The following is a 24,294-nucleotide window of genomic DNA, read 5'->3' on the forward strand; positions in this document are numbered from 1 at the left end:
AAGACACTCCGGCTCGGTGAGGGGGCCCGCGGAGGGGACCCCGGAGGAGGGAAGGCGGTCCGGTCCGGCACACCGGGGCCACGGACGGAGCCGGGCGGGTGGGTGCGGACGGGCGCGGCCCCGCTCCCTCGTGGAGCGGACCGCGTCAGGCTGCGAGGACGCAGGCGGCGGCCGGCGGGCCGCGGCGGATCACCGTGTGCTGGAGTGCCCCGGCCGCCGGTGGCGGCGCGGGGTCGAGGGCGGTACGGAGCCGGCCGCGCGGACCGGCCGGGGCCAGCGTCGCCAGGCCGGCGAGCAGGGCCCGTACGAGCCGGAGAGCGGCGCGCAGCGAGCGCACCAGTGTGCTCTCGGCCAGCTCGGCGGCGCCCTGCTCGGAGAGTTCGACGAGCCGGACCAGGGCGAGGTCGCCCCGGCGCAGCAGCCAGCCGGCCACCAGGGCGGCGAGCAGGTGCCCGAGGAGCATCGGCAGGCTCGGCAGGAGCGCGCCGGCGGGTGCCGTGCCGGCCGTGTGCATGCCCGCGTGGGCCTGCGCGGCGGCCGGGTCGATCCCGGCCCGGTCGAGGATCCCGGCGGCGTCGCCGGGGGTGAGGGAGGCGGCGCCCGCCCCGCAGACGAGCTTGGCCGCCATCCGTACCAGCGAGTCGTCGGCCTGGGCGCTCAGGGCGAGCTGCCGCTGGCCGAGGCCGAAGAGCAGATGGAGTCCGAGCTGTCCGCCGGCGAGGGTGGCGACGACGAAGCCCAGGGAGCGCTCGCGCCCGGTGAGCAGGACCGTGACCCCGAAGACGCCGAGGAATCCGGCGAGGAGGGTCCACAGGGCGATGCCCGCACAGGCGGCGAGGGCGTGTCCCAGCGCGGACAGCACGACGCAGACCGCGGTGAACACCGCGGCCCTCAGCAGCCGTGGAGCGAGCGCGGGGGCAGACATGGCGGCCCCATCATCGCACCAGCGCACCCGCCTCCACGCGGCAGGTCCGCAAGGTCGTTCTTGGGGGTGTTCGGGAGGACATACACCGCCGCCGGGAGCGGTCATATCCGCCGAACGGGCGCTCCTGACCGGTTCGGGTGCTTACGGACCGCTGTCTCCGGCAATAGCTAGGGGTATGTCGAGCCGCTGCCGGGAGGCTGGAGCATGAGCATCTGGTGGTCACTCCATCTGCGGCGCGAGGCCGCGAGCGTGCCGCTCGCCCGGCGCCTGTTCCTCGGCACCATGGAGACGGCCGGGGTCGATCCCGACGTGTCCTACGAGCTGTCGGTGGCCCTGACCGAGGCGTGTGCCAACGCGGTCGAGCACGGGGGCGGCGCCGCCGCGGGCCGCGGCTCGGAGGCGTACCGGGTGACGGCCTTCCTCGACGGCGAGACCTGCCGGATCGAGGTCGCCGACGCGGGTCCCGGCTTCGCCGAGGTGCGGACCGCCCCGGCCCCGGCGGCCGGTCCGGACGCCGAGCACGGGCGCGGGCTCCGGCTGATCGAGGAGCTCTCCGACCACGTCCACTTCGGCCGCTCGGGCCGCGGCGGCGCGGTGGTCAGCTTCGACAAGATCCTCAAGTGGAAGGACAGCCCTTCCCTCCTGATGGCCTGAGACGCGCGGAGGGCCCCCGCCGGGATTCCGGCGGGGGCCCTCGTCACGGCGTGCGGGGTCAGCCCTTCAGGGCGGCCATCCACGCCTCGACCTCGTCGGAGCGGCGCGGCAGCTGGTCCGAGAGGTTCCGGTTGCCGTCCTCGGTGACCAGGATGTCGTCCTCGATCCGGACGCCGATGCCGCGGTACTCCTCCGGCACGGTCAGGTCGTCGGCCTGGAAGTAGAGCCCGGGCTCGACGGTCAGGCACATGCCCGGCTCCAGCGTGGTGTCGACGTACGCCTCGGTGCGCGCGGCGGCGCAGTCGTGGACGTCCATGCCGAGCATGTGGCCGGTGCCGTGCAGGGTCCAGCGGCGCTGGAGGCCCAGCTCCAGGACGCGCTCGACCGGGCCCTCGACGAGGCCCCACTCGACGAGCTTCTCGGCGAGCACGCGCTGGGCGGCGTCGTGGAAGTCGCGGTAGGCGGCGCCGGGCTTCACCGCGGCGATGCCGGCCTCCTGCGCCTCGTACACGGCGTCGTAGATCTTGCGCTGGACGTCCGTGTACCGGCCGTTGATCGGCAGGGTGCGGGTGACGTCGGCGGTGTACAGCTCGGTGGTCTCGACGCCGGCGTCGAGGAGGAGCAGGTCGCCGGAGCGCACGGCGCCGTCGTTGCGGACCCAGTGGAGGGTGCAGGCGTGCGGGCCGGCGGCGCAGATGGAGCCGTAGCCGACGTCGTTGCCCTCGACGCGGGCGCGGAGGAAGAAGGTGCCCTCGATGTAGCGCTCGCTGGTGGCCTCGGCCTTGTCGAGGACCTTCACGACGTCCTCGAAGCCGCGGGCGGTGGAGGCGCATGCCTTCTCCAGCTCGGCGATCTCGAAGGAGTCCTTGACGAGGCGGGCCTCGGAGAGGAAGACCCGCAGCTCCTCGTCGCGCTCGGCGGTCACCTTGTCGGTGAGGGCGGCCTCGATGCCGGCGTCGTGGCCGCGCACGGCGCGGACCGGGCCGGTGGCCTCCTTGAGGGCGGCGGTGAGCTCGCGCACGTCCTTCGCCGGGATGCCGAGCAGCTGCTCCGCCTCGGCGAGGGAGTGGCGGCGGCCGACCCACAGCTCGCCCATGCCGTCGAGCCAGAACTCGCCGTTCTCACGGTTCGAGCGCGGCAGCAGGTAGATCGTGGCCTCGTGGCCGGCCGCGGCCGGCTCCAGGACCAGGACGCCGTCGTGGGTCTGGTCGCCGGTGAGGTACGCGTACTCGGTGGCGGCGCGGAAGCTGTACTCGGTGTCGTTCGACCGGGTCTTCAGGTTGCCGGCCGGGATCACCAGGCGCTCGCCCGGGAAGCGGGCGGAGAGCGCGGCCCGGCGCGCGGCGGTCATGGCCGCCTGCGGGATCGGCGCGAGCCCGGTCAGCTCCGTGTCGGCCCAGCCGGACTTCATGCTCTCGGCGAGCTCGTCGGAGACGCCCGGGTACAGGCCGTTCTTCCGCTGCTTGATCGGCTCTTCGGCCTCGTCCGGGGTCTCCGGAGTGAGCTCATCGGCCACGGGTCTGCCTCCTCTTGGTACGACACTGAACCCCCTCCATCGTACGGTCGTACGGAAGGGGGCCCAGGGCCGGAAGACCTGTTACCGCGCGGTCACCGCCGGGATCAGTCGAAGCGGGCGGCGAGCAGCACCACGTCCTCGCCCTCCACCGCGGGGTCGAGCCCGTCCGGGAGCACGGTCCGCAGCACGTGGTCGGCGATCGCTCCCGGATCGTCCCGGTCCGCGCGGGGCACGCTCGCGGCGGCCGCGTGGAGCCGGGCGAAGGCCCGGTCGATGGGGTCGCCGGTACGCCGCAGCAGCCCGTCCGTGTAGAGCAGCACCGTTTCTCCAGGCGCGGGCGACAGCTCCACGCTGGGCGCCTCCCAGCAGGAGAGCATCCCGAGCGGGGCGGAGAGCGAAGTCTCCACGTACGCGGTGCGGCGCTCGCCGACGAGGAGCGGCGGCGCGTGGCCGGCGCCGGCGAGGACGAGCCGGCGCCGGGCGGGTTCGGCGTAGGCGAAGAGGGCGGTGGCCGAGCGGGCCGGCTCGGTGAGCCGGAGCAGCAGCTCCAGGTCGGAGAGGACGGCGACCGGGTCCTCGCCCTCCATCACCGCGTACGCCCGCAGCGAGGCGCGCAGCCGGCCCATGGCGGCCAGCGCGCTCGGCCCGGTGCCGGAGACGGAGCCGACGGCGAGGCCGAGGGCGCCGTCGGGCAGCGGCAGCGCGTCGTACCAGTCGCCACCGCCGCGGGGGCCGGTGCGGTGGCGGGCGGCGAGCCGGACCCCGGGGACACGGGGGAGCCGGCTCGGGAGCAGCTCCTCGGCGACGGTGGAGACCTGGACGCGGGCGCGCTCGACCTGGAGGAGGCGGGCGAGGTGCTCGGTGGCGAAGCGGCCGTAGAGGCCGATGAGGTGGCGCCGGCGTTCGTCGGGGGCGGCCGGCTCGTCGTAGAGCCAGACGGCGGCGCCGATCCGGCCGGCCTCCTCGGTGGCGAGGGGCAGGGCGTAGCTGGCGGCGTAGCCGAGGCGGGCGGCGACCTCGCGGTGGCGGGGGTCGAGGCCCTCCTCGGTGCGCACGTCGTGGATGGCGATGGGCTCCGGGACGCGGCCCGGGTCGGACGGGTCGGGGAGCCCGTCGAGGAGCCGGCCGTAGCTGGTGGCGCCGCGGGGGACGGTCTCGATGGTGCCGAGGTCGGCGTGGGCGAGGCCGAGGCCGATGGTGGCGGTGGGGCCGAGGCCGTCGGCGGGTTCGAGGACGGCCATGCCGCGCCGGGCGCCCACGAGGGCGGCTCCGGCGCCGAGCAGTTCGTGGAGGGCGTCGTCGAGGGTGGCGGTCCTGATCAGCCGCTCGGTGAGTTCGTGGAGGGTGGTGAGGTCGGAGACCCAGCCGGCGAGGCGGTCCGTGATGAGGGCGCCGGGCGCGGGGGCCGCGTCGGCCGGTGCCGCGGCGGCGGGGACGCCCGCGAGGGGCGCCTTAGTGTGCGGTGGAGCGGGAACCGTGGAGTCGATTCCGGCCACTTTCGCAAGGTGCTTCGGCAGCTGTGGGGAGCTCATCTCGGTCGGCTTTCCGACCGGTGCGTTTGACGCCATGGCATCGCAAACCCCCATGTCATTGGGCACCGCTCGATGTCTCCACATGTACACGCACCCGAGGAGCGATGTCCAGCATTGTCCCCGTGGGACTTGTGGTGTCCGGGCGGGGTTCCGGGAGGTCGTGCGCAGGGGTTGAAGTGGGCTGGAAGTTGGCTGAAAATTGCCCTCGGTGTGCACCATTTGCGGTCGACTGGCGTCGTTTGAAAGCGCGTCATTCTGAGCGTGTGGGGTACGTAATCGATGACAGGCAGGGGCAGTTGACAGCGCCCCGGGATCGAGAAGCGGAACCCCGGCGTCGTACGTGCCGCAGGCCGCGGCCCGTCCCCGCGTGGCGGGGATCGTGTTCTGAACCGGCTTCGACCTGACTGTGACCCGGCCCCGTTCCGGCCGGCCCCGCCCCCGAGCGGGGCGACGCACCGCCGACGCTGTACGCGCTGATACGCACGGTGAAGAGATCTGCACATGGTGTGATGTGGATTCGGCGTTCAACGGAAAGGAACGAGCGCTCATGCGCGAGATCCTCGGAAGGCGACGCAGGGCCCGGTTCCGGCGCAAGGCGAGGGCCGCACGGCAGGACGCGGCGGTCACCTTCGCGGTCCGGTGGGATTGGCCGATCCTGCCGGGCGTGGGACTCGAGGAGCCCGCCCGTACGACGACGACCTCCGGCGCGGCCGAGCGGCCCGGGGGCACGACCCGGACCGGCTGGGTCCGGCCCGGCTGGGCCCGCAGCGGTGCGACCCGGGCGGGCGGTACGCCCCGGCCCGGCGGCGACGGACCGGTGTGCGCCTGCCCCGACCCGGGCTGCGTGGTCCCCGGCGCCCACCCCTTCGACCCCGGGCTGCTCGCCGCCACCACCGACGAGCGGATGATCCGCTGGTGGTGGACCCGGCGCCCGGACGCCCCGATCGTGCTCGCCACCGGCGGCCGCGCCCCCTGCGCGGTGAGCCTCCCGGCCCTCGCGGGCGCCCGCGCCCTGCGGGCCCTCGACGCGGCCGGCATGCGCTTCGGCCCGGTGGTGGCGACGCCGACCCGCTGGTCGATCCTGGTCGCCCCGTACGGCCTCGAACGGCTCGGTGAACTGCTGTACGCGAAGGACAGCGTGCCCAGTTCGCTGCGCTTCCATGGAGAGGGCGGCTATCTGTTGCTGCCTCCGTCCACGGCGGGCACCGGGCAGGTCCGCTGGGAGCGGGCTCCGCTCGCGGGATCCGGGCGGCCGTGGCTGCCGGACGTCGAGGCGGTGGTGGACGCCCTCGTGGAGGCGAGCACCGCCACACCGGGCGGCGGGAGCCGGCTCGCGTACTGAGCGACCGGGCGGCGGGGTCCACGCGCGCGTGCCGGGTGACCCCGGCACCCGCCGCCGTTCACCCGAACGGGTGTGTCCTGGGCCGACGCGTACGGGAATCGGGCGCGCGGCCCGGCGGGTGCCCGCCCGGCGCCGATAGGTTCGCCCCACCGTCCGTGATCGTTCCCGTCCGGGACCGTTCCCCGAACAGAGCAGGTGGGTCGCATGAGTCGGCTGAGCCCGGCGCAACTCCGCATGGCCGGCCTCGGCACCGCCGTCGCGATCGCCGTCCTCGTCCCCCTCGCCGCGAAGGCCGGACAGCCGGACGACGCGTCACCGCCACCGGTGGCGGCCCCCGCGGACGCGAAGCCGGGCGGGTCCTCCGGAGCCGCCGCGGGCGGGACGGGCGGGGCGGGCGACGGCCGGCTCGCCGGGGAGCTGATCGGAGACCTGGGGCTCGGCCGGGAGACCCGTACCGCCGAGGACGCGCGGCGCCCGGCGGGGAGGACGGCGACGCCCGCACCGCCCTCGGCGTCCGCCCCGGCACCCGCACCGGCGTCCTCGCCGGGGCCGGAGCGTCGTACCGGCGCGTCCGCCGGGGCGCCCGAGCGGCTCAGCCGCTGCGGTCCCGAACTCGCCTCGCCCAAGGGCGTCGAGGCGCAGACCTGCGTCCTGTCCGAGGGTCCGGACGTCTGGGCGCGCACGTACTACCGCAACGCCACCGGCCACGAGATCGACGCGATTCTGACCCTCATGGCACCCGGCGGACGGACCGTCCAGGTGCGCTGCGCGGTCCCGGCGCGGGACGAGCCGGGCACCTGTGACACCCCGAGGGAGCCGGGTACGGGAACGGCCCGCGCGCATGGGGCGGTGGCGGAATTCGCGGGAAGGGACGAGGGCGGCGCCGCGCCGCTGCTGCTCCGGTCCGGCAGCAACACGGCCGACGAGCAAGCGAGTTGAGAGAACGCCCCGGCGCGACGGCGGGGGCGGACATGGAAACGCCCGGTCGCTGGCGACGGGGGATGCACCAGCGACCGGGCTTCCAGAACGGTAACAAGAGATCTGCTGTTCGCAAATTCGATCTCGGTTATTCGGACAGGGATTTACCGCTCCGTAGGTTCCGCTGTGGCGGAAGTCACCGACTGGTCGGTCTGTCAGTCACCGATACCACCTGGGGTATCAGCTGAGAGTCACCTGACGGTTCGTGAGGCCGCCGCGCGCCCGGCGCTCCTCGGCGGTCAGCGGGGTGTCCACGGCGAGCGCCTCGGCCAGCCGCTCGGCGAACTCGGCGGCCGGCTTCTCGCACTGCTCGGCGGTCATCGCCGACGGCAGGTCCCACACCGGCACCATCAGGCCGTGGGCGCGGAAGGAGCCGACGAGACGGGTGTCCGGGCCGAGCGACGTGGTGCCGGCGGCCTGGAGGCGGGCGAGCGCGTCGAGGAGCTTCTCCTCGGGGTGCGGCATGACCCAGCGCAGGTGGTTCTTGTCCGGGGTCTCGCACCAGTAGGAGGCGTCGACCGAGGCCAGCTTCACCGTGGGGATGGCGGCGGCGTTGGCCCGCTCCAGGGAGGCGGCGACCTCGGGGTCGGCGCCGTCCGCCGACTGCGGGATCCAGAACTCGAAGCCGGTGTGGACCTCCGGCGCGAACGGGGCGTCCGTGTCGAGCAGGTCCTGGAGGCGCGGGCCCTCGGGCTCGACGCGGCGCGGCGGCACCGGGTTGCCGGGCTCGGTCTCCAGCGCGCGCTGGAGCGTGTCGGCGAGGTCGCGGGACAGGTCGCCGGAGGTGCCGTCGTTCTGCAGGGCGAGCAGGACGGAGCCGTCGTCGCGGCGGAGCGCGGGCCAGGCCATCGGCAGGACCGTCGCGAGCGTCACCGACGGCACGCCCTCGGGCAGACCGCCCTTGAGGGTGAGGGGCACGGTGGCGGCGGGCACCAGCTCGCGCAGCGCGACCAGGTCGCACTCGCCGGGCAGGCCCTCGAAGGGGCGCTGGACGTGCTCGGTCGCGGCGTGCGCGGCGGTCCGGCCGTGGCACGCCTTGTAGCGGCGGCCCGAACCGCACGGGCACGGCTCGCGCGCGCCGACGACCGGGATCTCCCCGTTCGTGACCTGTGCCTGGCCGCTCTTGCCGGCCTTCGTCTGGGGGCGCTTCTTGGCCATGGTGTGGCTTTCTCCCGATCGCGATGCTGTGTCGGGCGCGAGCCTAGCCGCACGGACGCCCCCGGAGGCTCAGCCGTGCCAGGACCGCGGGACGGCGCGGCCCCGCCCCTCCGCCACATGCCCGGAACGGGACGGCCACATGTCCGGAACGGGACGGCCACGATGGCCGGGACGCCCGCCGGGCGGGTACGGACGGCCGGGACCCGTCGGGTACGGCACCGCCGGGACCTGCCGCCGCTCGTGTACGGCTCCGGCCGCGCGGCGACCGGGCGCGTACGGGCCCCGCTGGTGCGGGTGTCCGCGTGGGGTCCGGGCCGGCGGTCGCGGGGGGTGTCGTCAGTCCAGGTCGTCGTAGGCGTCGAGGAGGTCGAGGCCGGAGCCGCCGGCGCCGACCCGGGCCGCGAAGTCCTCGCGGCGGTGGCCCTCCGTGACGATCACCCAGACGGTGACCTCGCCCGTCGCGCTGTCGCGCACGCCCCAGTCCTGGGCCAGGGCGCCGATGATGTTGAGCCCGCGTCCGCCGCGTGCCGTGACCGAGGGCGTCGACGGGACGGGTCTCGTGGGACCGCCTCCGTCCGTCACCTCGACCGTCAGCCCGCCCGACGGATCCAGCCGCCAGGCCGCCAGCACATCGCCCTCTCCCCGGTCGCCCCTGCCCAGCGGCCTGCCGTGCCGACAGGCGTTGCTGAGCAGTTCGGACAGGATCAGGACCGCGTCGTCGACGACCGATTCCGACACCCCGCCGCGGTACAGCTCGTCCCGCATCCGGTGTCGTGCTTCCCCCACGCCCGCAGGGCCATGGGGTACGGCCATGCTCGACGACGTGGGCACCTTCTGTGCCACCACCAACGCCACCCCCGAGACCTCCTTCGCCCCACGCCACCGTGTGGATGCCCCGGCGACCGCGACCGGAAACCGCCTGTTCCGGGTGGGGTGGAGCACAAGTGACGATCGCGTACGCGCCGAACGCGCCGGTGCACACCCCGGGGCGGCACCCGCCGCCCCGCCGGGGCCGTGACTCAGGCGCGCCCGAGGTGCGCGAGAACGTGCTTGGGGCGGTTGGTGATGATCGCGTCGACCCCGAGCCGCAGGCACAGCTCGACGTCCTCCGGGTCGTCCACCGTCCAGACGTGGACCTGGTGACCGGCCTTCTGCAGGCGGAGGATGACGGCCGGATGGTGCCGGACGATCCGGATGGACGGCCCCGCCACGCGCGCGCCCGCGGGCAGGCGCCCGTCGCGCAGGCGGGGGGTGACGAACTGGGTGAGGGAGACGGTCGGGAGGGTCGGCGCGGCGGCGGCGATCCGGTGCAGGGAGCGGGCCGAGAAGCTCATGACCCGTACCGGGGACTCCTCGGGCGCCTCGGGCGCGTCGAGGCCGAAACGCTTCAGGAGCGCGAGGAGCCGGTCCTCGACCTGGCCCGCCCAGCGGGTGGGGTGCTTGGTCTCGATGGCGAGCTCGACCCGCCGCCCGGCGTCGGAGACCAGCTCCAGGAGCCGTTCCAGGGTCAGGACCGAGGTGTACTCGGGGTCGCCCCAGTCGGGGGTCTCGCCGGGGACACCGGACTCCTGGTCCTCCTTGAACGCCTTCCAGGCGCCGAAGTCGAGGGCCGCGAGGTCGGCGAGTTCGAGCGTCGAGACGGCGCCGCGGCCGTTCGAGGTACGGTCGACACGGCGGTCGTGGACGCAGACCAGGTGTCCGTCGGCCGTGAGCCGTACGTCGCACTCCAGGGCGTCGGCGCCGTCCTCGATGGCCTTCACATAGGCGGCCAGGGTGTGTTCCGGCGCGTCCTCCGAGGCCCCTCGGTGGGCGACGACCTGGACGGGGCCGGGGTGCGGTTGCTGCCGTGCGTGGGTCACCGCGTCATGGTGCCATTGGCGGGGCGGCCCAGGCACGCGAGACCTGTCCGTTCTGCCCGATATAAAGGATGAGGTGCGGACGCACAGCTCCGCCTTACCGTGGTCTGACGTCACGTGGGAAAAGCTGGGCCCAGCACCCTGGAGCGACCGTCACCGTCACCGTCCCCGCGCCGTGAACGAGGAGAGCGAGCTGTGAGCACCGAGAACGAGGGCACCGAGGTTCCGGCGGACCCGACTGCCCCGTCCGCCCCCGCCACGCCTCCCGTCCCCGCCGCCCCGCCCGCCGCCCCTCCGGCCGGGCAGGCGCCGCCGCAGGCCGCTCAGCCGCAGCAGCATCCGGTGGCGCAGCAGCATCCGGTGGCGCCCGCGGCGGACGAGCCGACCCGGATCCAGCCGCCGGTCCCGCCCGTACTCCCGGCGTACACGGCCGCTGCCGGGGGCGGCTCCTGGCCGCCGGCGCCGCCGGCCGTACCGGCATGGGGCGAGCCCGTCCCGGCGCCGCCCGCCGAGCACGCCGCCCCGCGCAAGCGCTCCGGCGGGCTCGTCGCCGCGGTCCTGGTGGCGGCGCTCGTCGCCGGCGGCATCGGCGGTGGCATCGGCTACTGGGCCGCCCAGCGCGAGGACAACGGCCCGGCGTCGACGACGGTCTCCTCGGGCGAGGCCCCGGCCTCCTTCAAGAGAGAGCCGGGCACGGTCGCGGCGGTCGCCGCGAAGGCGCTGCCGAGCGTGGTCACCATCCAGGCGAAGTCCGGTGACACCCAGGGCGACGGCGGCACCGGCACCGGGTTCGTCTACGACCAGGAAGGCCACATCGTCACCAACAACCACGTGGTGGCGTCGGCGGCCGAGGGCGGCACGCTCTCCGCGACCTTCTCGGACGGCAGGACGTACGACGCGGAGGTCGTCGGCCGGGCCGAGGGCTACGACGTGGCCGTGCTCAAGCTGAAGGAGGCCCCGAAGGGGCTGAAGCCGCTGCCGCTCGGCGACTCGGACAAGGTGGCGGTCGGCGACTCGACGATCGCGATCGGCGCGCCCTTCGGCCTTTCCAACACGGTGACGACCGGCATCATCAGCGCCAAGAACCGTCCGGTGGCCTCGGGCGACGGCGGCGGCAGCAACTCGTACATGAGCGCCCTCCAGACGGACGCGTCGATCAACCCGGGCAACTCGGGCGGCCCGCTGCTGGACGCGAGCGGCGCGGTGATCGGCATCAACTCGGCGATCCAGTCCACCGGCGGCGGCTTCGGGCAGTCGCAGGCGGGCTCGATCGGTCTCGGCTTCGCGATCCCGGTCAACCAGGCGAAGGCGGTGGCCGAGCAGCTGATCAAGACCGGCAAGCCGGTCTACCCGGTGATCGGCGCGACCGTGAACATGAACGACAAGGGCGAGGGCGCGAGGATCGCCGAGCAGGGCGCCGGCGGCACGGCGTCGGTGACGCCGAACGGGCCGGCGGCCAAGGCGGGCCTGCGGGCCGGCGATGTGATCACGGCCTTCGGGGACCACCCGATCGACAGCGGCCCGTCCCTCATCAGCGAGATCTGGACCCACAAGCCGGGCGACCCGGTGAAGATCACCTACGAGCGGGACGGCAAGTCGGCGACGACGACGGTCGTGCTCGGCGAGCGCACCGGCGACAGCTGACCCACGCGCGCGGGGCACGGACGGGACACGTGGAAGGGCGCCGGGGGATCCCCCGGCGCCCTTCCACGCGTCCGCCGCGGTCCGCCTTGGTCCGCCGTAGTCCGCCGTGGTCCGCACTCGTCCGCGCCCGGTCCTGCCGCGCGGGACGGGATCTAGCGCTCCCGCCCCGGGTTCCCGCTCGCGACGCCCCAGTTGTTGTCGGCGTTCAGGCTGACGTGGATGTCGCCGACGTCGATGCGCGGGGCCGGGCGGACGGCGGGCTCGTCGTCGCCCATGATGAGCATCGGGTCGAGCATCACGACGGCCGCCGCGACCACCAGGAAGATGAGCGGGCCGACGAGCAGCGGCAGGACGTCGAGGGCGGAGGAGCCCTCGCCGGCGGTGACGTGGGCGTCGTGCGCGACCCGCACGCCGACGGCGGCCATGCCCGTGTAGTGCATGCCGGTCACGGCGATGCCCATGACGACGCTCGCGCCCAGGCTGGCGAGGAAGCCGCGGACGGAGACGGCGGCCCAGAGGGCGGCGGTCGCGGCGACCACGGCGATGAGCACGGAGAGGGCGACGACGCCGGGCGCGTACGTCACGGAACCGTTCATGCGCATGGCGGCCATGCCCAGGTAGTGCATGCCCGCGACGCCGAGCCCGGTGAAGACGCCGGCGGCGAGCAGCGGCACCGGCCGCGCCCCCCGGTAGCCGACGGTGAAGACGCCGGCGCCGACGACGAGCACGGCGACGAGCAGGCTGAGGAAGGTCAGCGTGCCGTCGTACGAGATCGCGGTCTCGCCCACCTGGAAGCCGAGCATCGCGATGAAGTGCATGGTCCAGATCCCGCACCCGATCGACGCGGCCCCGAGGGCCAGCCAGCCGGGTTTGCGGGTCCGCCCGGTCGCGAGCGACCGCACGGTGCAGCGCAGCCCCAGCGCGCTGCCCAGGCAGGCCATCACATAGCCCACGATGGGCGTGACCATGCCATAGCTGAACCCGTCGATCGTGCCCTGCACCGTGCGGACCTCTGTTCTTCTCAGGAAACGTGGAGATGTGGTGAAGGGGACTCTAACCCGGTGATCCCGGCGATCTTCAGGCACCCGTGGCATTCCGGGCGCACCGCCCAGGTCTCCGCGAATCACCCTCCCCGTCCCGCCGCCCGCCACCCCCTCTCCCCACCCGGTACGCTGTAGCCCGCTCCGCCCCAAGCGGTCGGGAGCGACGGTGGGTTGCCCGAGCGGCCTAAGGGAACGGTCTTGAAAACCGTCGAGGCAGCGATGTCTCCGTGGGTTCAAATCCCACACCCACCGCGGTGTGCGAGAGCCTCCGGCCGGCGAGACCGGACGGGGGCTCTCGTCCGTTCCGGGGCGGGGCGGGGCGGGGCGGGGCGGGGAGCGGCGGGGAGGGGTGCGGGTCCGTGGAGCGAGCGGCGTTCGTCAGGTTCCAGGGGGTCGTCCGGCATCCGCGCGGGCACTTCCCCGGTGTCTTCGTCCTCGCCAACGAGCTGGCGGCGCGGGGCAGGCTGAGCGAGGAGCAGTACCGCTTCTGGCGGGCCTCCAACGACTGGTACGACGCCCACTACCCGAATCCGACCCACGTCGACCCCTCCGTGTACGACCCGGCCGTGCACCCCGGCGCGGTGGCCTGGTTCAAGGCGTCCGCCGACGAGCTCATCGCGCGCGTGGACGGCTATCTGGAGCTGCTCGCCGCCCATGGCGTCGAGTGCCGGCGCCTGGAGTCCTCGGACCCCGGCCGGATCCTCTACGAGGACGCCTACCAGGTGGTCGTGGCCGCGGAGGGGTCTCCGGGCGCGTAGCTCCTCTCCGGGACCGTCCGGGGCGGGGGAGCGGACGCGCGCACCCCCGGTCCACCCGCCCCGGACGGACCGGGGGCGGACGCGTCCGCGTGCCCCGGTGACTCCGTGGCGGGAGGATGGCCGGGAACCGTGGGACGGAGGAGAGTGGCGTGGTCAGGATCGTGCTCGTCCAGGGGGACATCACCGCGGAGGCGGTGGACGCGGTCGTCAACGCGGCGAACTCCTCCCTGCTCGGGGGTGGCGGGGTCGACGGGGCCATCCACCGGAAGGGCGGTCCGGAGATCCTCGCCGCCTGCCAGGACCTCCGCCGCTCGCACTACGGCAAGGGGCTGCCGACCGGGCGGGCGGTGGCGACCACGGCCGGGCGGCTGCCGGCGCGGCACGTGATCCACACGGTGGGGCCGGTCTGGTCGGCGGACGAGGACCGTTCCGCGCTGCTGGCCTCCTGCTACCGGGAGTCCCTCCGGGTGGCCGACGCGCTGGGGGACCGCACGGTCGCCTTCCCGGCGGTCTCCACGGGCGTCTACGGCTGGCCGATCGACGACGGCGCGCGGATCGCGGTCGAGGCGGTCCGGCGGGCCGCCTCGGAGGGGACGGAGGTCGAGGAGGTGCGGTTCGTGCTCTTCGACGCGCCCGCGTACGCCGCCTTCGAGGCCGCGGTCGCAGCCGAGGGCCAGGGCTAGGACGTCTTTTCCCCTCTCCCACTCCCGTTCGAGGCGGGGTGGGTGGCCGGCGTCGTTCCGGGTCCGGTTCGCCGGGGGTTCTGGCGGAACGCTTCCTCGCATGCGGCGTAACGGATCCGGGGTGTTTCACCGGCGGCGCCCGCCGTGAGCTGGGGGTTTCTCGGGGACGAAGGGTTTATCGGCTTGTCCTCACGCTTGCGGGGGAATCAGCCGCTCCGGGGTGGTTCGCCGGGGATTCGGTGGGCAACTCTGGAGTCGCGACGTCGAGCAGAGAACGACCGGGGCGGTCGGCCAACTTCCCTGGTCAGGGCCGGAGTTCACGGCCTTCCTTCAGAGATCGATCATTCCGTGCACAGCAGACTGGCTTCAGTTCCCGGAGGAACAGACATGGCAAGCATCCGTACCGCCCGCATCGTCGCCGCCGTCGCCGCCCTGCCGCTCGCCGCCGCCCTCTTCGGCGGAGTGGCGCAGGCCGACAACGGCGGCTTCGCGGACGACGGATCGAACACGAGCGTCGCCTCCATCATCGGCAGCGGCGTGGGTGGCGACAACAACGGCAACTCGACCACCACGCAGCAGGTGGCGACCGGCTCCGGTGCCTCCAACCAGAACAACACGGCGAGCGTGAACGGCTCGGCCTTCACCCACATCGCCCAGTCGAACAACGTCGTCAACTTCCACCCGTGGTGGTGACGACCCCACGGGGCCGGCCCGAGGGGGCGTGACCGCGGTGTGAACGGCGGCCTGTGCGGCGGTGCTTCGGCACCGGCGCGCAGGCCGCCTCGGCGTTCCCGCGAGGCGCTCCCTCTGTTCCGCCCCCCTGTCCCGCCCCCATCGCTCCCCTGTCCCGTCCCCGTCCCTCCCCCGGTCCCGTCCCCGTCCCTCCCCCGGTCCCGGCTCCCGTGTCCTTGACAGGGCGACTGTATCTGACGGACAGTCAGAAACCTTCGTCGTCCCCCCGGGAGGCCGTCCCGTGCACCTCGCCCCGACCGAGCGGCAGCTGCGGCTGCGCGCCGAACTCCGCGCGTACTTCCGCGAGACGATGCCCGACGGGCCGCCCCCGGCGGCCGACGGCGCCGCGCAGCGCCGACTGCTGCGGCGGATCGGCGCCGACGGACTCCTCGGGCTCGGCTGGCCGGAGGAGTACGGCGGCCAGGGCCGCGGCCCCGACGAGCAGTTCGTCTTCTTCGACGAGGCGTACCGGGCCGGTGCCCCCGTCTCGATGGTCACCCTCAACACCGTCGGCCCCACGCTCATGCGGTACGGCACCGAGCAGCAGAAGGCCGCGTTCCTGCCCCGGATCCTGCGCGGCGAGTGCGTCTTCGCGATCGGCTACAGCGAGCCCGAGGCGGGGACGGACCTGGCGTCGCTCCGTACCCGCGCGGTGCGCGACGGCGATTCCTGGGTCGTCGACGGGCAGAAGGTCTTCACCTCCAACGCGCAGAACGCCGACTGGATCTGGCTCGCCTGCCGCACCGACCCCGACGCGCCCCCGCACCGGGGCATCTCGATCCTCCTCGTCCCCACCGGGGCGCCGGGCTTCTCCTGGACGCCGATCGAGACCGTCGGCGGGCTCACCACGACCGCGACCTACTACGACGGGATCCGGGTGCCGGCCGGGAACCTGGTCGGCGAGGAGAACGGCGGCTGGGGGCTCATCACCGAGCAGCTCAACCACGAGCGCGTCGCCCTGGCCGCGATCGGCATGCAGGCGGAGGACTTCTTCGCCGCCGTCCTCGACAGCGCCCGTACACCCGATCGGGTGACCGGTCGGCGCCGGATCGACGAGCCGTGGGTGCGGATCCGGGCCGCCGAGGCGCATGCCCGGCTGGCCGCGACACGCCTGCTGAACTGGCGTCTCGTGGGGGACGTGGGGGCCGGCCGGCTGACCCCTGGCGACGCCAGCGGCGTGAAGTTCGCGGGAACCGAATCGGCGGTGGAGGTGTACCGGATATGTCAGGAGATCGCGGGTGACGCGGGGACGGTGCGAGCGGGATCGCCGGGGGAGCGGGACGGCGGCGAGCTGGAGCGCATGAACCGCGCCGCCCAGATCAACACCTTCGGGGGAGGGGTGAGCGAGGTGCAGCGGGAGATCGTCGCGCGGGCACGGCTCGGCATGCGGGGAAGGGGACGGCGATGAGCGGGGAGGGGCAGGAGGGGCTGTTCGAGCGGCTGAAGGCGTACGAGGGGCGGCCGGCGGCCGTCGGCGGGCACGGCAAGGACACGGTGAACCTGCCGATGATCCGGCACTGGTGCGAGGCCATGGGGGACGCGCACCCGGCGTACCGGGGACCGGACGCGGTGGCGCCGCCGACGATGCTCCAGGCGTGGACGATGGGCGGCCTCTCCGGGCACGAGGACCGCTCGGAGGCGTACGGGGAGCTGCTCGCCCTCCTCGACGGGGCCGGGTACACGGCGGTGGTCGCCACCGACTGCGAGCAGGAGTACCTGCGTCCGCTCCGGCCCGGTGACGAGGTCACCTTCGACGCCGTCGTCGAGTCCGTCTCGCCGCTCAAGACCACCAAGCTGGGGACCGGCCACTTCGTGACCACGCGGATGGACGTGCGGGCGGGCGGCGAGCTCGCCGGCACCCACCGCTTCCGGATCCTCAAGTACGCGCCCGCCCCGCGTCCGGCGAAGCCCCCGGAGCGGCCCCGGCGGCCCCGCCCGGTGATCAACCGGGACAACGCCGGGTTCTGGGAGGGCGTGGCCGCCCACCGGCTGCTGATCCAGCGGTGCACGGCCTGCGGGGCCCTCCGCTTCCCCTGGCTGCCGGGGTGCAACGACTGCGGGGCGCCGGAGTGGGAGACCGTCGCGGCGAGCGGCGAGGGCACGGTCTTCTCGTACGTGGTCATGCACCACCCGCCCTTCCCGGCCTTCGACCCGCCCTACGCGGTCGGGCTGATCGAACTGGCCGAGGGCGTCCGGATCATCGGCAACGTGGTGGGGGTGCCGTACGACAAGGTCCGGATCGGGATGCCGGTCCGGCTGGAGTTCCAGCGCGTCGACGAGGAGCTCGAGCTGCCCGTCTTCCGCGCCGTGGACGACCGGGACCTCGCGGAAGGGGAGCGCTGACATGGACTTCACGCCCACCGAGGAGCAGGAGGCCGCGCGGGAGCTGGCCGCCCGGATCCTCGGCGACCTCTCCACGCACGAGCGGCTCGCCGCCACCGGCGGCGCCACGGACGCCGAGCTGTGGAAGGCGCTGTGCGCGGCCGGGCTCCCCGCCGCCGTCGAGGAGATCGGGCTGCTCGGCCTCGTCCTCCTGCTGGAGGAGCAGGGCCGGGTGACGGCCCAGGTCCCGCTGGCCGCGACCGGGGTGTACGGGATCCTCGCCGTCGCCCGGCACGGCACCGGGGAGCAGCGCGCCCGCCTCCTGCCGGGGCTGCGCGACGGGACGGCCGTCGCGACCGGGGCCTTCCCGGCGACCGGCGCGGTCACGGCGCGGCAGGGGCGGCTCACGGGGACCGTCGCCTGGGTGCCGTGGCTGCGGGACGCGGCCTTCGTCCTCGTGCCGGACGCGGACCGTGCCCTGTGGCTGGTGCGGACCGAGGACGCCGTGACCGAGCCCGTCGAGCTGACCGCGCCCTGGTCGGCGGGGCGGCTGGTGCTCGACGGGACGCCCGCCGAGCGGCTCGGGGACCGGCCGGGGGCGGGCCCGTACGAGGACGTGCTCGCCGCCGCCCGTACCGCCTTCGCCGGGCTCCAGGCGGGCGTCTGCGCCGGGTCGCTGGCCCGGGCCGTCGCCTACACCTCGGTGCGGGAGCAGTTCGGGCGGCCGCTGGCCACCCGGCAGGCGGTGCAACTGCGTGCCGCCGACGCCCACATGGACACCGAGTCCATCCGGGTCACCGCCTATGAGGCGGCCTGGCGGTCCGACGCGGGGCTCGACCGCGCGGGGGCCGCGCTGACCGCCGCCTGGTGGGCGTCCGAGGCGGGGAAGCGGGTGGTGCACAGCGGCCAGCACCTCCACGGCGGCCTGGGCGCCGACCTCGACCACCCCGTCCACCGGCACTTCCTGTGGGGCCGGCAGCTCGACGCCTACCTGGGCGCCGGGACCGAACTCCTCGCCGAGCTCGGCGACCTGCTCGCGAAGGGGGACCCGTCGTGACGGAGACCGGGAAGGACGCCGCGAGGACGGGCGCGGTGACGGAGGGCGGGGGTCCGGTGGCGGGCGCCGTGCGGGCCGGGGACGTGCTGGCTCCGCTGGAGATCCCGGTGACCCGCACGCTCGTCGTGGCCGGGGCCGTCGCCTCCCGCGACTACCAGGACGTCCACCACGACGCCGAGGCCGCCCGCGCGAAGGGCTCCCCGGACGTCTTCATGAACATCCTCACCACCAATGGCCTCGTCGGCCGGTACGTCACCGACCGCTTCGGCCCCCGCGCGGTGCTCCGCAAGGTCGCCATCCGCCTCGGCGCCCCCAACTATCCCGGCGACACGATGACGTTGACCGGCACCGTCGCCGAGGTGACGGACGGCCCCGACGGCACCGTCACCGCCCTCGTCCGCGTCGCCGGGGCCAACGGTCTCGGCCACCACGTCACCGGCACGGTCACCGTGGAGGTGCCCCGATGAGCCTGCGTCACCCCGACCTCCTCGGCGGCCGGGCCGCCGTCGCCGGCATCGGCGCGACCGCCTTCTCCAAGGACTCCGGCCGCAGCGAACTCTCCCTCGCCGTCGAGGCGGTGCGGGCCGCGCTGGACGACGCCGGGCTCGCCCCGGGGGACGTGGACGGGCTCGTCACCTTCACCATGGACACCAACCCCGAGATCACCGTCGCCCAGGCGGCCGGCATCGGTGAGCTCTCCTTCTTCTCGCGCGTCCACTACGGCGGCGGTGCCGCCTGCGCCACCGTCCAGCAGGCGGCGCTCGCCGTCGCGGCCGGCGTCGCCGAGGTCGTCGTCTGCTACCGGGCCTTCAACGAGCGGTCGGGGCGCCGCTTCGGCTCCGGCGTGCAGCAGCGCGAGCCGTCCGCCGAAGGGGCCGCGCTCGGCTGGCAGCTGCCCTTCGGGTTGCTGACCCCCGCCTCCTGGGTCGCCATGGCCGCCCAGCGCTACCTGCACACCTACGGGCTCACCCCGGAGGTCTTCGGGCACGTCGCCGTCACCGACCGCCGGTACGCGGCGACCAACCCCGCCGCCCACTTCCACGGCAGGCCGATCACCCTGGCCGACCACGCGGCCTCCCGCTGGATCGCGGAGCCGCTCCGCCTCCTCGACTGCTGCCAGGAGACCGACGGCGGCCAGGCGATCGTCGTCACCACCCCGGAGCGCGCCCGTGACCTGCGGCACGCGCCCGCTGTCGTCCTCGCCGCCGCGCAGGGTGCCGGCCGCAAGCAGGAGGCCATGACCAGCTTCTACCGGGACGGGCTGACGGGGCTGCCCGAGATGGGGGTCGTGGCCCGCCAGCTGTGGCGGACCTCGGGGCTCCGGCCGTCCGACATCGACGTGGGCATCCTCTACGACCACTTCACCCCGTTCGTGCTCATGCAGCTGGAGGAGTTCGGCTTCTGCGGTCCGGGGGAGGGCGGGGACTTCGTCGCGGCGGACGCGCTGCCGGTCAACACCCACGGCGGCCAGCTCGGGGAGGCGTACCTCCACGGCATGAACGGCATCGCGGAGGCGGTGCGGCAGCTGCGGGGCACCTCGGTGAACCAGATACCCGGCGCGGCCCGGGTGCTGGTCACGGCCGGGACGGGCGTGCCGACCTCGGGCCTGCTCCTGGGCGCGGATGACTGACGGCGGCCGGAGGGGGAGACGGAGGCCGGACGGGGAGACGGAGGCCGGACGGGGAGACGGAGGCCGGAGGGGGAAACGGAGGTCGCGGTTCCTCGGGGAGACCCTGACCCGGGGGTGAGAGCGGCTCCACCCAGAGGAGGTGAGGGCACCCCGACGACTCCGACCTGAGGGGGAGCCCGGTTCGGGACCTGGGGCCGATCCGTCCGGTACCCCTCCGCTCCTAGCGTGGAGCCATGACTCCGCCACCCACTGGCCCCGTCTGCGCCGGCGCCTCGACGGTCACCACCCGGACCGTACAGCGCACGGCCCCGCGCACCTCTCCGCGCCAGGGCCCGCGCCCGTTCGCGTACCCCTCGTTCTCCTCGTTCGTGAGGCAGCGGGGGCCGCTGCTGCTGCGCACCGCCCGCTCGCTGACCGCGAACCCGAGCGACGCCGAGGACCTGCTCCAGACCGCGCTCACCAAGACCTTCGTGGCCTGGGAGCGGATCGAGGACCACCGGGCCCTCGACGGGTACGTGCGCCGGGCGCTGGTGAACACCCGCACCTCGCAGTGGCGCAAGCGGAAGGTCGAGGAGTTCGTCTGCGACGAGCTGCCCGAGCCCGCGGGGCTGCCCGAGCCCGACCCGGCCGAGCGGCAGGTGCTGCACGACGCCATGTGGCGCGCCGTGATGAAGCTCCCGGAGCGGCAGCGGCAGATGGTCGTCCTGCGGTACTACGAGGACCTCAGCGAGGCCCAGACGGCCGAGGCGCTCGGGGTCTCCGTGGGCACGGTGAAGAGCGCGGTCTCGCGTGCGCTGGGCCGTCTCCGGGAGGACCCGGAGCTCACCGAGGGGGTCGCCGCCTGAGCCGCGGCCCCCGCCGCGGCGCCCGGCCGTTCGGGCCGTTCGTTGACATCCGCCAGTGATCACTGGCAATTTCGATACTCCCGGGTAGTGACATACCGCGCGGTACGTGCGCAGAATCTGCACATCCTTACTGCCACGTAGCGCCCACCGGGAGGACGCCCCGTGTACAGCACCATGCAGGACGTACAGCTCACCATCAGCCGGATCCTCGAGCACGGCCGACGGATCCACGGCGGTTCCACCGTCACGACCTGGACCGGTGAGCCCGAGCCGCAGCGCCGCACCTTCGCCGAGGTCGGCGACCGCGCCGCCCAGCTCGCCAACGCACTCCGCGACGAGCTGGGCGTCCAGCCGGGCGAGGCCACGGCGACGCTCATGTGGAACAACGCGGAGCACGTCGAGGCGTACTTCGCGCTGCCGTCCATGGGCGCCGTCCTGCACACCCTCAACCTGCGGCTTCCCCCCGAGCAGCTGGTTTTCATCGTCAACCACGCCGCCGACCGGGTCGTCCTCGTCAACGGTTCGCTGCTCCCCCTCCTCGCGCCGCTCCTGCCGCACCTGCCGACGGTCGAGCACGTGGTTGTCGCCGGCCCCGGCGACCGTTCCCTCCTGGAGGGCGTCGCTCCGCGCGTCCACGAGTACGAGGAGCTGATCGCCGGCCGTCCGACCACGTACGCCTGGCCGGATCTGGACGAGCGCACGGCCGCCGCCATGTGCTACACCTCCGGCACGACCGGCGACCCCAAGGGCGTCGTCTACTCCCACCGCTCGATCTACCTGCACTCGATGCAGGTGAACATGGCCGAGTCGATGGGCCTCACCGACCGCGACACGACCCTGGTCGTCGTCCCGCAGTTCCACGTCAACGCCTGGGGCCTGCCGCACGCCACCTTCATGACCGGCATCAACATGCTCATGCCGGATCGTTTCCTCCAGCCGGCCCCGCTCGCCGAGATGATCGAGCGCGAGAAGCCGACCCACGCCGCCGCCGTCCCCACCATCTGGCAGGGCCTGCTCGCCGAGGTCACCGCCAAGCCGCGCGACCTCTCCTCCATGCGGCAGGTCACCATCGGCGGCGCCGCCTGCCCGCCCTCCCTCATGGAGGCGTACGACAAGCTCGGCGTCCGCCTCTGCCAGGCGTGGGGCATGACGGAGACCTCCCCGCTCGGCACGATGGCGCACCCGCCGGCCGGGCTGACCGCGGAGGAGGAGTGGCCGTACCGCGTCACGCAGGGCCGGTTCCCGGCCGGCGTCGAGGGCCGGCTCGTCGGCCCCGGCGGCGAGCACCTGCCCTGGGACGGCGAGTCCGCCGGTGAGCTGGAGGTCCGCGGCACCTGGATCGCGGGCGCGTACTTCGGCGGCATCGGCGCCGACCCGCTCCGCCCCGAGGACAAGTTCAGCGAGGACGGCTGGCTGAAGACCGGCGACGTCGGCGTGATCAGCCCCGACGGCTTCCTCACCCTCACCGACCGGGCCAAGGACGTCATCAAGTCCGGCGGCGAGTGGATCTCCAGCGTCGAGCTGGAGAACGCGATCATGGCCCACCCGTCCGTTGCCGAGGCCGCCGTCGTCGCCGTCCCGGACGAGAAGTGGGGCGAGCGCCCGCTCGCGACCGTCGTCCTCAAGGAGGGCGCCGAGGCCGACTACGCCACCCTGCGGGACTTCCTCGCCGGCGAGGGCGGCATCGCCAAGTGGCAGCTGCCGGAGCGCTGGGCGATCGTGCCCGCGGTCCCGAAGACCAGCGTCGGCAAGTTCGACAAGAAGGTGATCCGCAAGCAGTACGCGGAGGGCGAGCTGGACGTCACCACGATCTGAACCCGTCCCTGACGGGTGCCGCACGACGACGGGGGAGGGCTTCGCGCCCTCCCCCGTCGTCGTGCGGCCGGCTCAGTTGGTGCCGATCTTCGCCAGCAGGTCGACGATCCTGGCCTGCACCTCGGCGCTGTTGGAGCGCTCGGCCAGATAGAGGACCGTCTCGCCGGAGGAGAGCTCCGGCAGCTTCTCGTCGTCGAGGCCGGCCGAGGTGTAGACGACCAGCGGCGTGCGGTTGAGCTGCCCGTTGGCCCGCAGCCAGTCGATGATCCCGGCCCGCCGGCGGCGCACCTGCATGAGGTCCATGACCACCAGGTTCGGCCGGATCTCACCGGCCAGCGCCACCGCCTCGGTGTCCGTGGCCGCCCGCTCCACCCGCATCCCGCGCCGCTCCAGGGTGGCGGCGAGCGCGTCGGCGATGTGCTCGTTCTCCTCGATGACCAGCACCCGCGAGGGGTGCTGCTCGCTGTCGCGCGGCGCGAGCGCCTTGAGCAGGACGGCGGGATCGGCGCCGTACGCCTCCTCCCGGCCCGCCTGTCCGAGTCCGGCCGCGAGCAGCACCGGCACCTCGGCGGCGACGGCCGCCTGGCGCAGCGACTGGAGCGCGGTCCGGGTGATCGGCCCGGTCAGCGGGTCGACGAAGAGCGCGGCCGGGAAGGCGGCGATCTGCGCGTCGACCTCCTCGCGGGAGTGCACGATCACCGGCCGGTAGCCGCGGTCGCTCAGCGCCTGCTGGGTGGCCACGTCCGGCGCGGGCCAGACGAGCAGCCGGCGCGGGTTGTCGAGCGGCTCCGGAGGCAGTTCGTCGTCGACGGGGAGCGGGGTGGGCCGGTTGACGACCTCGACCGCGCCCCCGGGACCGTCGAGCGGCTCGGGCCCCTCGGCGGACCCCTCGGCGGGCGCCCCTATCGCGTAGGCGCGCCCGCGCCCCTCGGACGCGGCGGGCATCGCGGGCGCCACGGGCACGGGCGGGGACGCCGGTACGGGCGGGGCGGCGGCAGCGGCCGGAAGCGGCGCGGGGCCGGAGGCCGGGGCCGGCGGATCGAGCTCCGGCGGCGTCGCGAGCTTGCGGCGCCGGCCCGAACCGCTGGAGGGCGCGGCGACGGGCGTCCCGGCCTGCGCCGGAGGCGCGAAGGGCACCCCCTGGCCGAGCGTCCGCACGCTGAACGCCCGCCCCTGCGTGGAGTCCTTCGGCAGCGGGGCCGGCGCCGGAGCGGCGGCGGGAGCCGCGGCCGGGAGCGCGCCGGGCACCGGCGTCACGGCCGGTGCGGGGGCCGGTGCCGGGGTCGGCATCGGCAGTTCGGGGGGCAGAGGTACGGAACCGGTGCCGGTGCCGTTCGCGGGCGTCGCCGTCGGGGCGGCCGGAGCCGGGGGCGCCGGCGGTACGACCGCGGGGGCGGCGACCGGCGCGAGACCGGTGGCCGGGACCGGGGTGGCCGCCGGGACCGGGACGGCCGCCGGGACCGCGGGCGCGGCCGGAAGGGGGTGCGGCTGCGGCGGGGTGTGGCCGGGGACGGCGGGCACGTCCCGCACGGCCTCGTGACCGTGCTCATGCTCGTGACCGGGGCCGGGGCCGTGCTCGTGACCGGCGTCGTGATCGGGCCCGGTCCGGAGGCCGTCGTCCTCGCGGATCCCGTTCTCGTGCCCGGACCCGGCCTCGTCCGCCACGGACTCCGGGGCCTCGCGGTCCGCGTCGGCCGGCGGCAGCGCGAACGGCGTCCGCGGTCCGGCCTCGGCGGCGGCGGCCCGCTCCTGCGCGGCGGCGAGCGCGCGCCGCCGGCGCCCGGTCGGCCGCTCGCCCCCGGCG

Annotated in this window: 22 protein-coding genes and 1 tRNA gene; 15 read left to right on the plus strand and 8 right to left on the minus strand. The window is 74.5% G+C overall.

The features are described from left to right. Nucleotides 1-145: 145 nt before the first annotated feature. Nucleotides 146-925, minus strand: coding sequence for a hypothetical protein (locus ACFVU3_RS32770; protein WP_390072009.1), 780 nt, complete (start codon nucleotides 923-925; stop codon nucleotides 146-148). A gap of 204 nt (nucleotides 926-1,129) precedes the next feature. Between ACFVU3_RS32770 and ACFVU3_RS32775 the strand changes: the two genes are divergently transcribed. Next, nucleotides 1,130-1,579 (plus strand): ATP-binding protein, encoded by a 450-nt coding sequence (locus ACFVU3_RS32775; RefSeq protein WP_390072010.1) that lies wholly within the window; start codon nucleotides 1,130-1,132, stop codon nucleotides 1,577-1,579. A 58-nt stretch (nucleotides 1,580-1,637) separates the two neighbouring features. On the opposite strand, the gene ACFVU3_RS32780 is transcribed toward ACFVU3_RS32775, so the two are convergent. Further along, the gene (locus ACFVU3_RS32780; protein ID WP_390072011.1) at nucleotides 1,638-3,095 is read right to left on the minus strand and encodes an aminopeptidase P family protein; all 1,458 of its coding nucleotides are present in this window, start codon (nucleotides 3,093-3,095) and stop codon (nucleotides 1,638-1,640) included. A gap of 104 nt (nucleotides 3,096-3,199) precedes the next feature. Then, nucleotides 3,200-4,681: a PP2C family protein-serine/threonine phosphatase gene (locus ACFVU3_RS32785; protein WP_390072012.1), complete on the minus strand. Its 1,482-nt coding sequence runs from the start codon at nucleotides 4,679-4,681 to the stop codon at nucleotides 3,200-3,202. A gap of 493 nt (nucleotides 4,682-5,174) precedes the next feature. On the opposite strand from ACFVU3_RS32785, the gene ACFVU3_RS32790 reads away from it, so the two are divergent. Both ACFVU3_RS32790 and ACFVU3_RS32795 read left to right on the plus strand, forming a co-directional pair. Then, entirely contained in the window at nucleotides 5,175-5,969 is a 795-nt protein-coding gene (locus tag ACFVU3_RS32790) for a bifunctional DNA primase/polymerase (protein ID WP_390072014.1), read from the plus strand. Nucleotides 5,970-6,173: 204 nt separating this feature from the next. Next, the gene (locus tag ACFVU3_RS32795; protein ID WP_390072016.1) at nucleotides 6,174-6,908 is read left to right on the plus strand and encodes a hypothetical protein; all 735 of its coding nucleotides are present in this window, start codon (nucleotides 6,174-6,176) and stop codon (nucleotides 6,906-6,908) included. Between the two features lie 219 nt (nucleotides 6,909-7,127). On the opposite strand, the gene ACFVU3_RS32800 is transcribed toward ACFVU3_RS32795, so the two are convergent. The 3 genes from ACFVU3_RS32800 to ACFVU3_RS32810 form a co-directional block, all read right to left on the minus strand. After that, nucleotides 7,128-8,105, minus strand: a complete 978-nt coding sequence (locus tag ACFVU3_RS32800; protein WP_390072017.1) for a DUF5926 family protein — start codon at nucleotides 8,103-8,105, stop codon at nucleotides 7,128-7,130. A gap of 336 nt (nucleotides 8,106-8,441) precedes the next feature. Then, nucleotides 8,442-9,047: an ATP-binding protein gene (locus ACFVU3_RS32805; protein WP_390072019.1), complete on the minus strand. Its 606-nt coding sequence runs from the start codon at nucleotides 9,045-9,047 to the stop codon at nucleotides 8,442-8,444. 77 nt (nucleotides 9,048-9,124) lie between these two features. Then, complete coding sequence (locus ACFVU3_RS32810; RefSeq protein WP_390072021.1) at nucleotides 9,125-9,964, minus strand: glycerophosphodiester phosphodiesterase; 840 nt, start codon at nucleotides 9,962-9,964, stop codon at nucleotides 9,125-9,127. Between the two features lie 192 nt (nucleotides 9,965-10,156). Here ACFVU3_RS32810 and ACFVU3_RS32815 point away from each other — a divergent pair, with 192 nt between their 5' ends. After that, nucleotides 10,157-11,605 (plus strand): S1C family serine protease, encoded by a 1,449-nt coding sequence (locus ACFVU3_RS32815; RefSeq protein ID WP_390072022.1) that lies wholly within the window; start codon nucleotides 10,157-10,159, stop codon nucleotides 11,603-11,605. Between the two features lie 152 nt (nucleotides 11,606-11,757). Here ACFVU3_RS32815 and ACFVU3_RS32820 read toward each other — a convergent pair whose 3' ends face one another. Then, complete coding sequence (locus ACFVU3_RS32820; protein WP_390072023.1) at nucleotides 11,758-12,606, minus strand: MHYT domain-containing protein; 849 nt, start codon at nucleotides 12,604-12,606, stop codon at nucleotides 11,758-11,760. A gap of 207 nt (nucleotides 12,607-12,813) precedes the next feature. On the opposite strand from ACFVU3_RS32820, the gene ACFVU3_RS32825 reads away from it, so the two are divergent. The 11 genes from ACFVU3_RS32825 to ACFVU3_RS32875 all read left to right on the plus strand — a co-directional run bounded on the left by ACFVU3_RS32825 (nucleotide 12,814) and on the right by ACFVU3_RS32875 (nucleotide 22,490). After that, nucleotides 12,814-12,900: transfer RNA gene (locus ACFVU3_RS32825), tRNA-Ser, on the plus strand. 107 nt (nucleotides 12,901-13,007) lie between these two features. Next, complete coding sequence (locus ACFVU3_RS32830; RefSeq protein ID WP_390072025.1) at nucleotides 13,008-13,406, plus strand: hypothetical protein; 399 nt, start codon at nucleotides 13,008-13,010, stop codon at nucleotides 13,404-13,406. Between the two features lie 149 nt (nucleotides 13,407-13,555). After that, the gene (locus tag ACFVU3_RS32835) at nucleotides 13,556-14,089 is read left to right on the plus strand and encodes an O-acetyl-ADP-ribose deacetylase (RefSeq protein ID WP_390072027.1); all 534 of its coding nucleotides are present in this window, start codon (nucleotides 13,556-13,558) and stop codon (nucleotides 14,087-14,089) included. Nucleotides 14,090-14,476: 387 nt separating this feature from the next. Further along, on the plus strand, nucleotides 14,477-14,782 hold the full coding sequence (locus ACFVU3_RS32840; protein ID WP_390072029.1) for a hypothetical protein: 306 nt from the start codon (nucleotides 14,477-14,479) through the stop codon (nucleotides 14,780-14,782). 280 nt (nucleotides 14,783-15,062) lie between these two features. Further along, on the plus strand, nucleotides 15,063-16,229 hold the full coding sequence (locus ACFVU3_RS32845) for an acyl-CoA dehydrogenase family protein (protein WP_390072031.1): 1,167 nt from the start codon (nucleotides 15,063-15,065) through the stop codon (nucleotides 16,227-16,229). Next, on the plus strand, nucleotides 16,226-17,164 hold the full coding sequence (locus tag ACFVU3_RS32850) for a bifunctional MaoC family dehydratase N-terminal/OB-fold nucleic acid binding domain-containing protein (RefSeq protein ID WP_390072033.1): 939 nt from the start codon (nucleotides 16,226-16,228) through the stop codon (nucleotides 17,162-17,164). Before ACFVU3_RS32845 ends, ACFVU3_RS32850 begins: the two co-directional genes overlap by 4 nt. A gap of 1 nt (nucleotide 17,165) precedes the next feature. After that, nucleotides 17,166-18,200, plus strand: a complete 1,035-nt coding sequence (locus ACFVU3_RS32855; RefSeq protein WP_390072035.1) for an acyl-CoA dehydrogenase family protein — start codon at nucleotides 17,166-17,168, stop codon at nucleotides 18,198-18,200. A gap of 68 nt (nucleotides 18,201-18,268) precedes the next feature. After that, nucleotides 18,269-18,667 (plus strand): MaoC/PaaZ C-terminal domain-containing protein, encoded by a 399-nt coding sequence (locus ACFVU3_RS32860; RefSeq protein WP_390072047.1) that lies wholly within the window; start codon nucleotides 18,269-18,271, stop codon nucleotides 18,665-18,667. Further along, complete coding sequence (locus ACFVU3_RS32865) at nucleotides 18,664-19,830, plus strand: lipid-transfer protein (protein ID WP_390072037.1); 1,167 nt, start codon at nucleotides 18,664-18,666, stop codon at nucleotides 19,828-19,830. The genes ACFVU3_RS32860 and ACFVU3_RS32865 overlap by 4 nt, the downstream gene beginning before the upstream one ends. Before the next feature lie 233 nt (nucleotides 19,831-20,063). Beyond that, nucleotides 20,064-20,675: a SigE family RNA polymerase sigma factor gene (locus ACFVU3_RS32870; RefSeq protein WP_390072039.1), complete on the plus strand. Its 612-nt coding sequence runs from the start codon at nucleotides 20,064-20,066 to the stop codon at nucleotides 20,673-20,675. A gap of 162 nt (nucleotides 20,676-20,837) precedes the next feature. Further along, a complete protein-coding gene (locus tag ACFVU3_RS32875; protein ID WP_390072041.1) occupies nucleotides 20,838-22,490 on the plus strand; it encodes a long-chain fatty acid--CoA ligase in 1,653 nt (550 codons plus the stop codon). Nucleotides 22,491-22,562: 72 nt separating this feature from the next. Here ACFVU3_RS32875 and ACFVU3_RS32880 read toward each other — a convergent pair. Further along, nucleotides 22,563-24,294, minus strand: a 1,732-nt coding sequence (locus tag ACFVU3_RS32880) for a response regulator transcription factor (protein WP_390072043.1), incomplete at its 5' end; no start/stop codon positions are given.

The organism is Streptomyces sp. NPDC058052 (genome assembly GCF_042885515.1).
Taxonomy (GTDB): Bacteria; Actinomycetota; Actinomycetes; order Streptomycetales; family Streptomycetaceae; genus Streptomyces.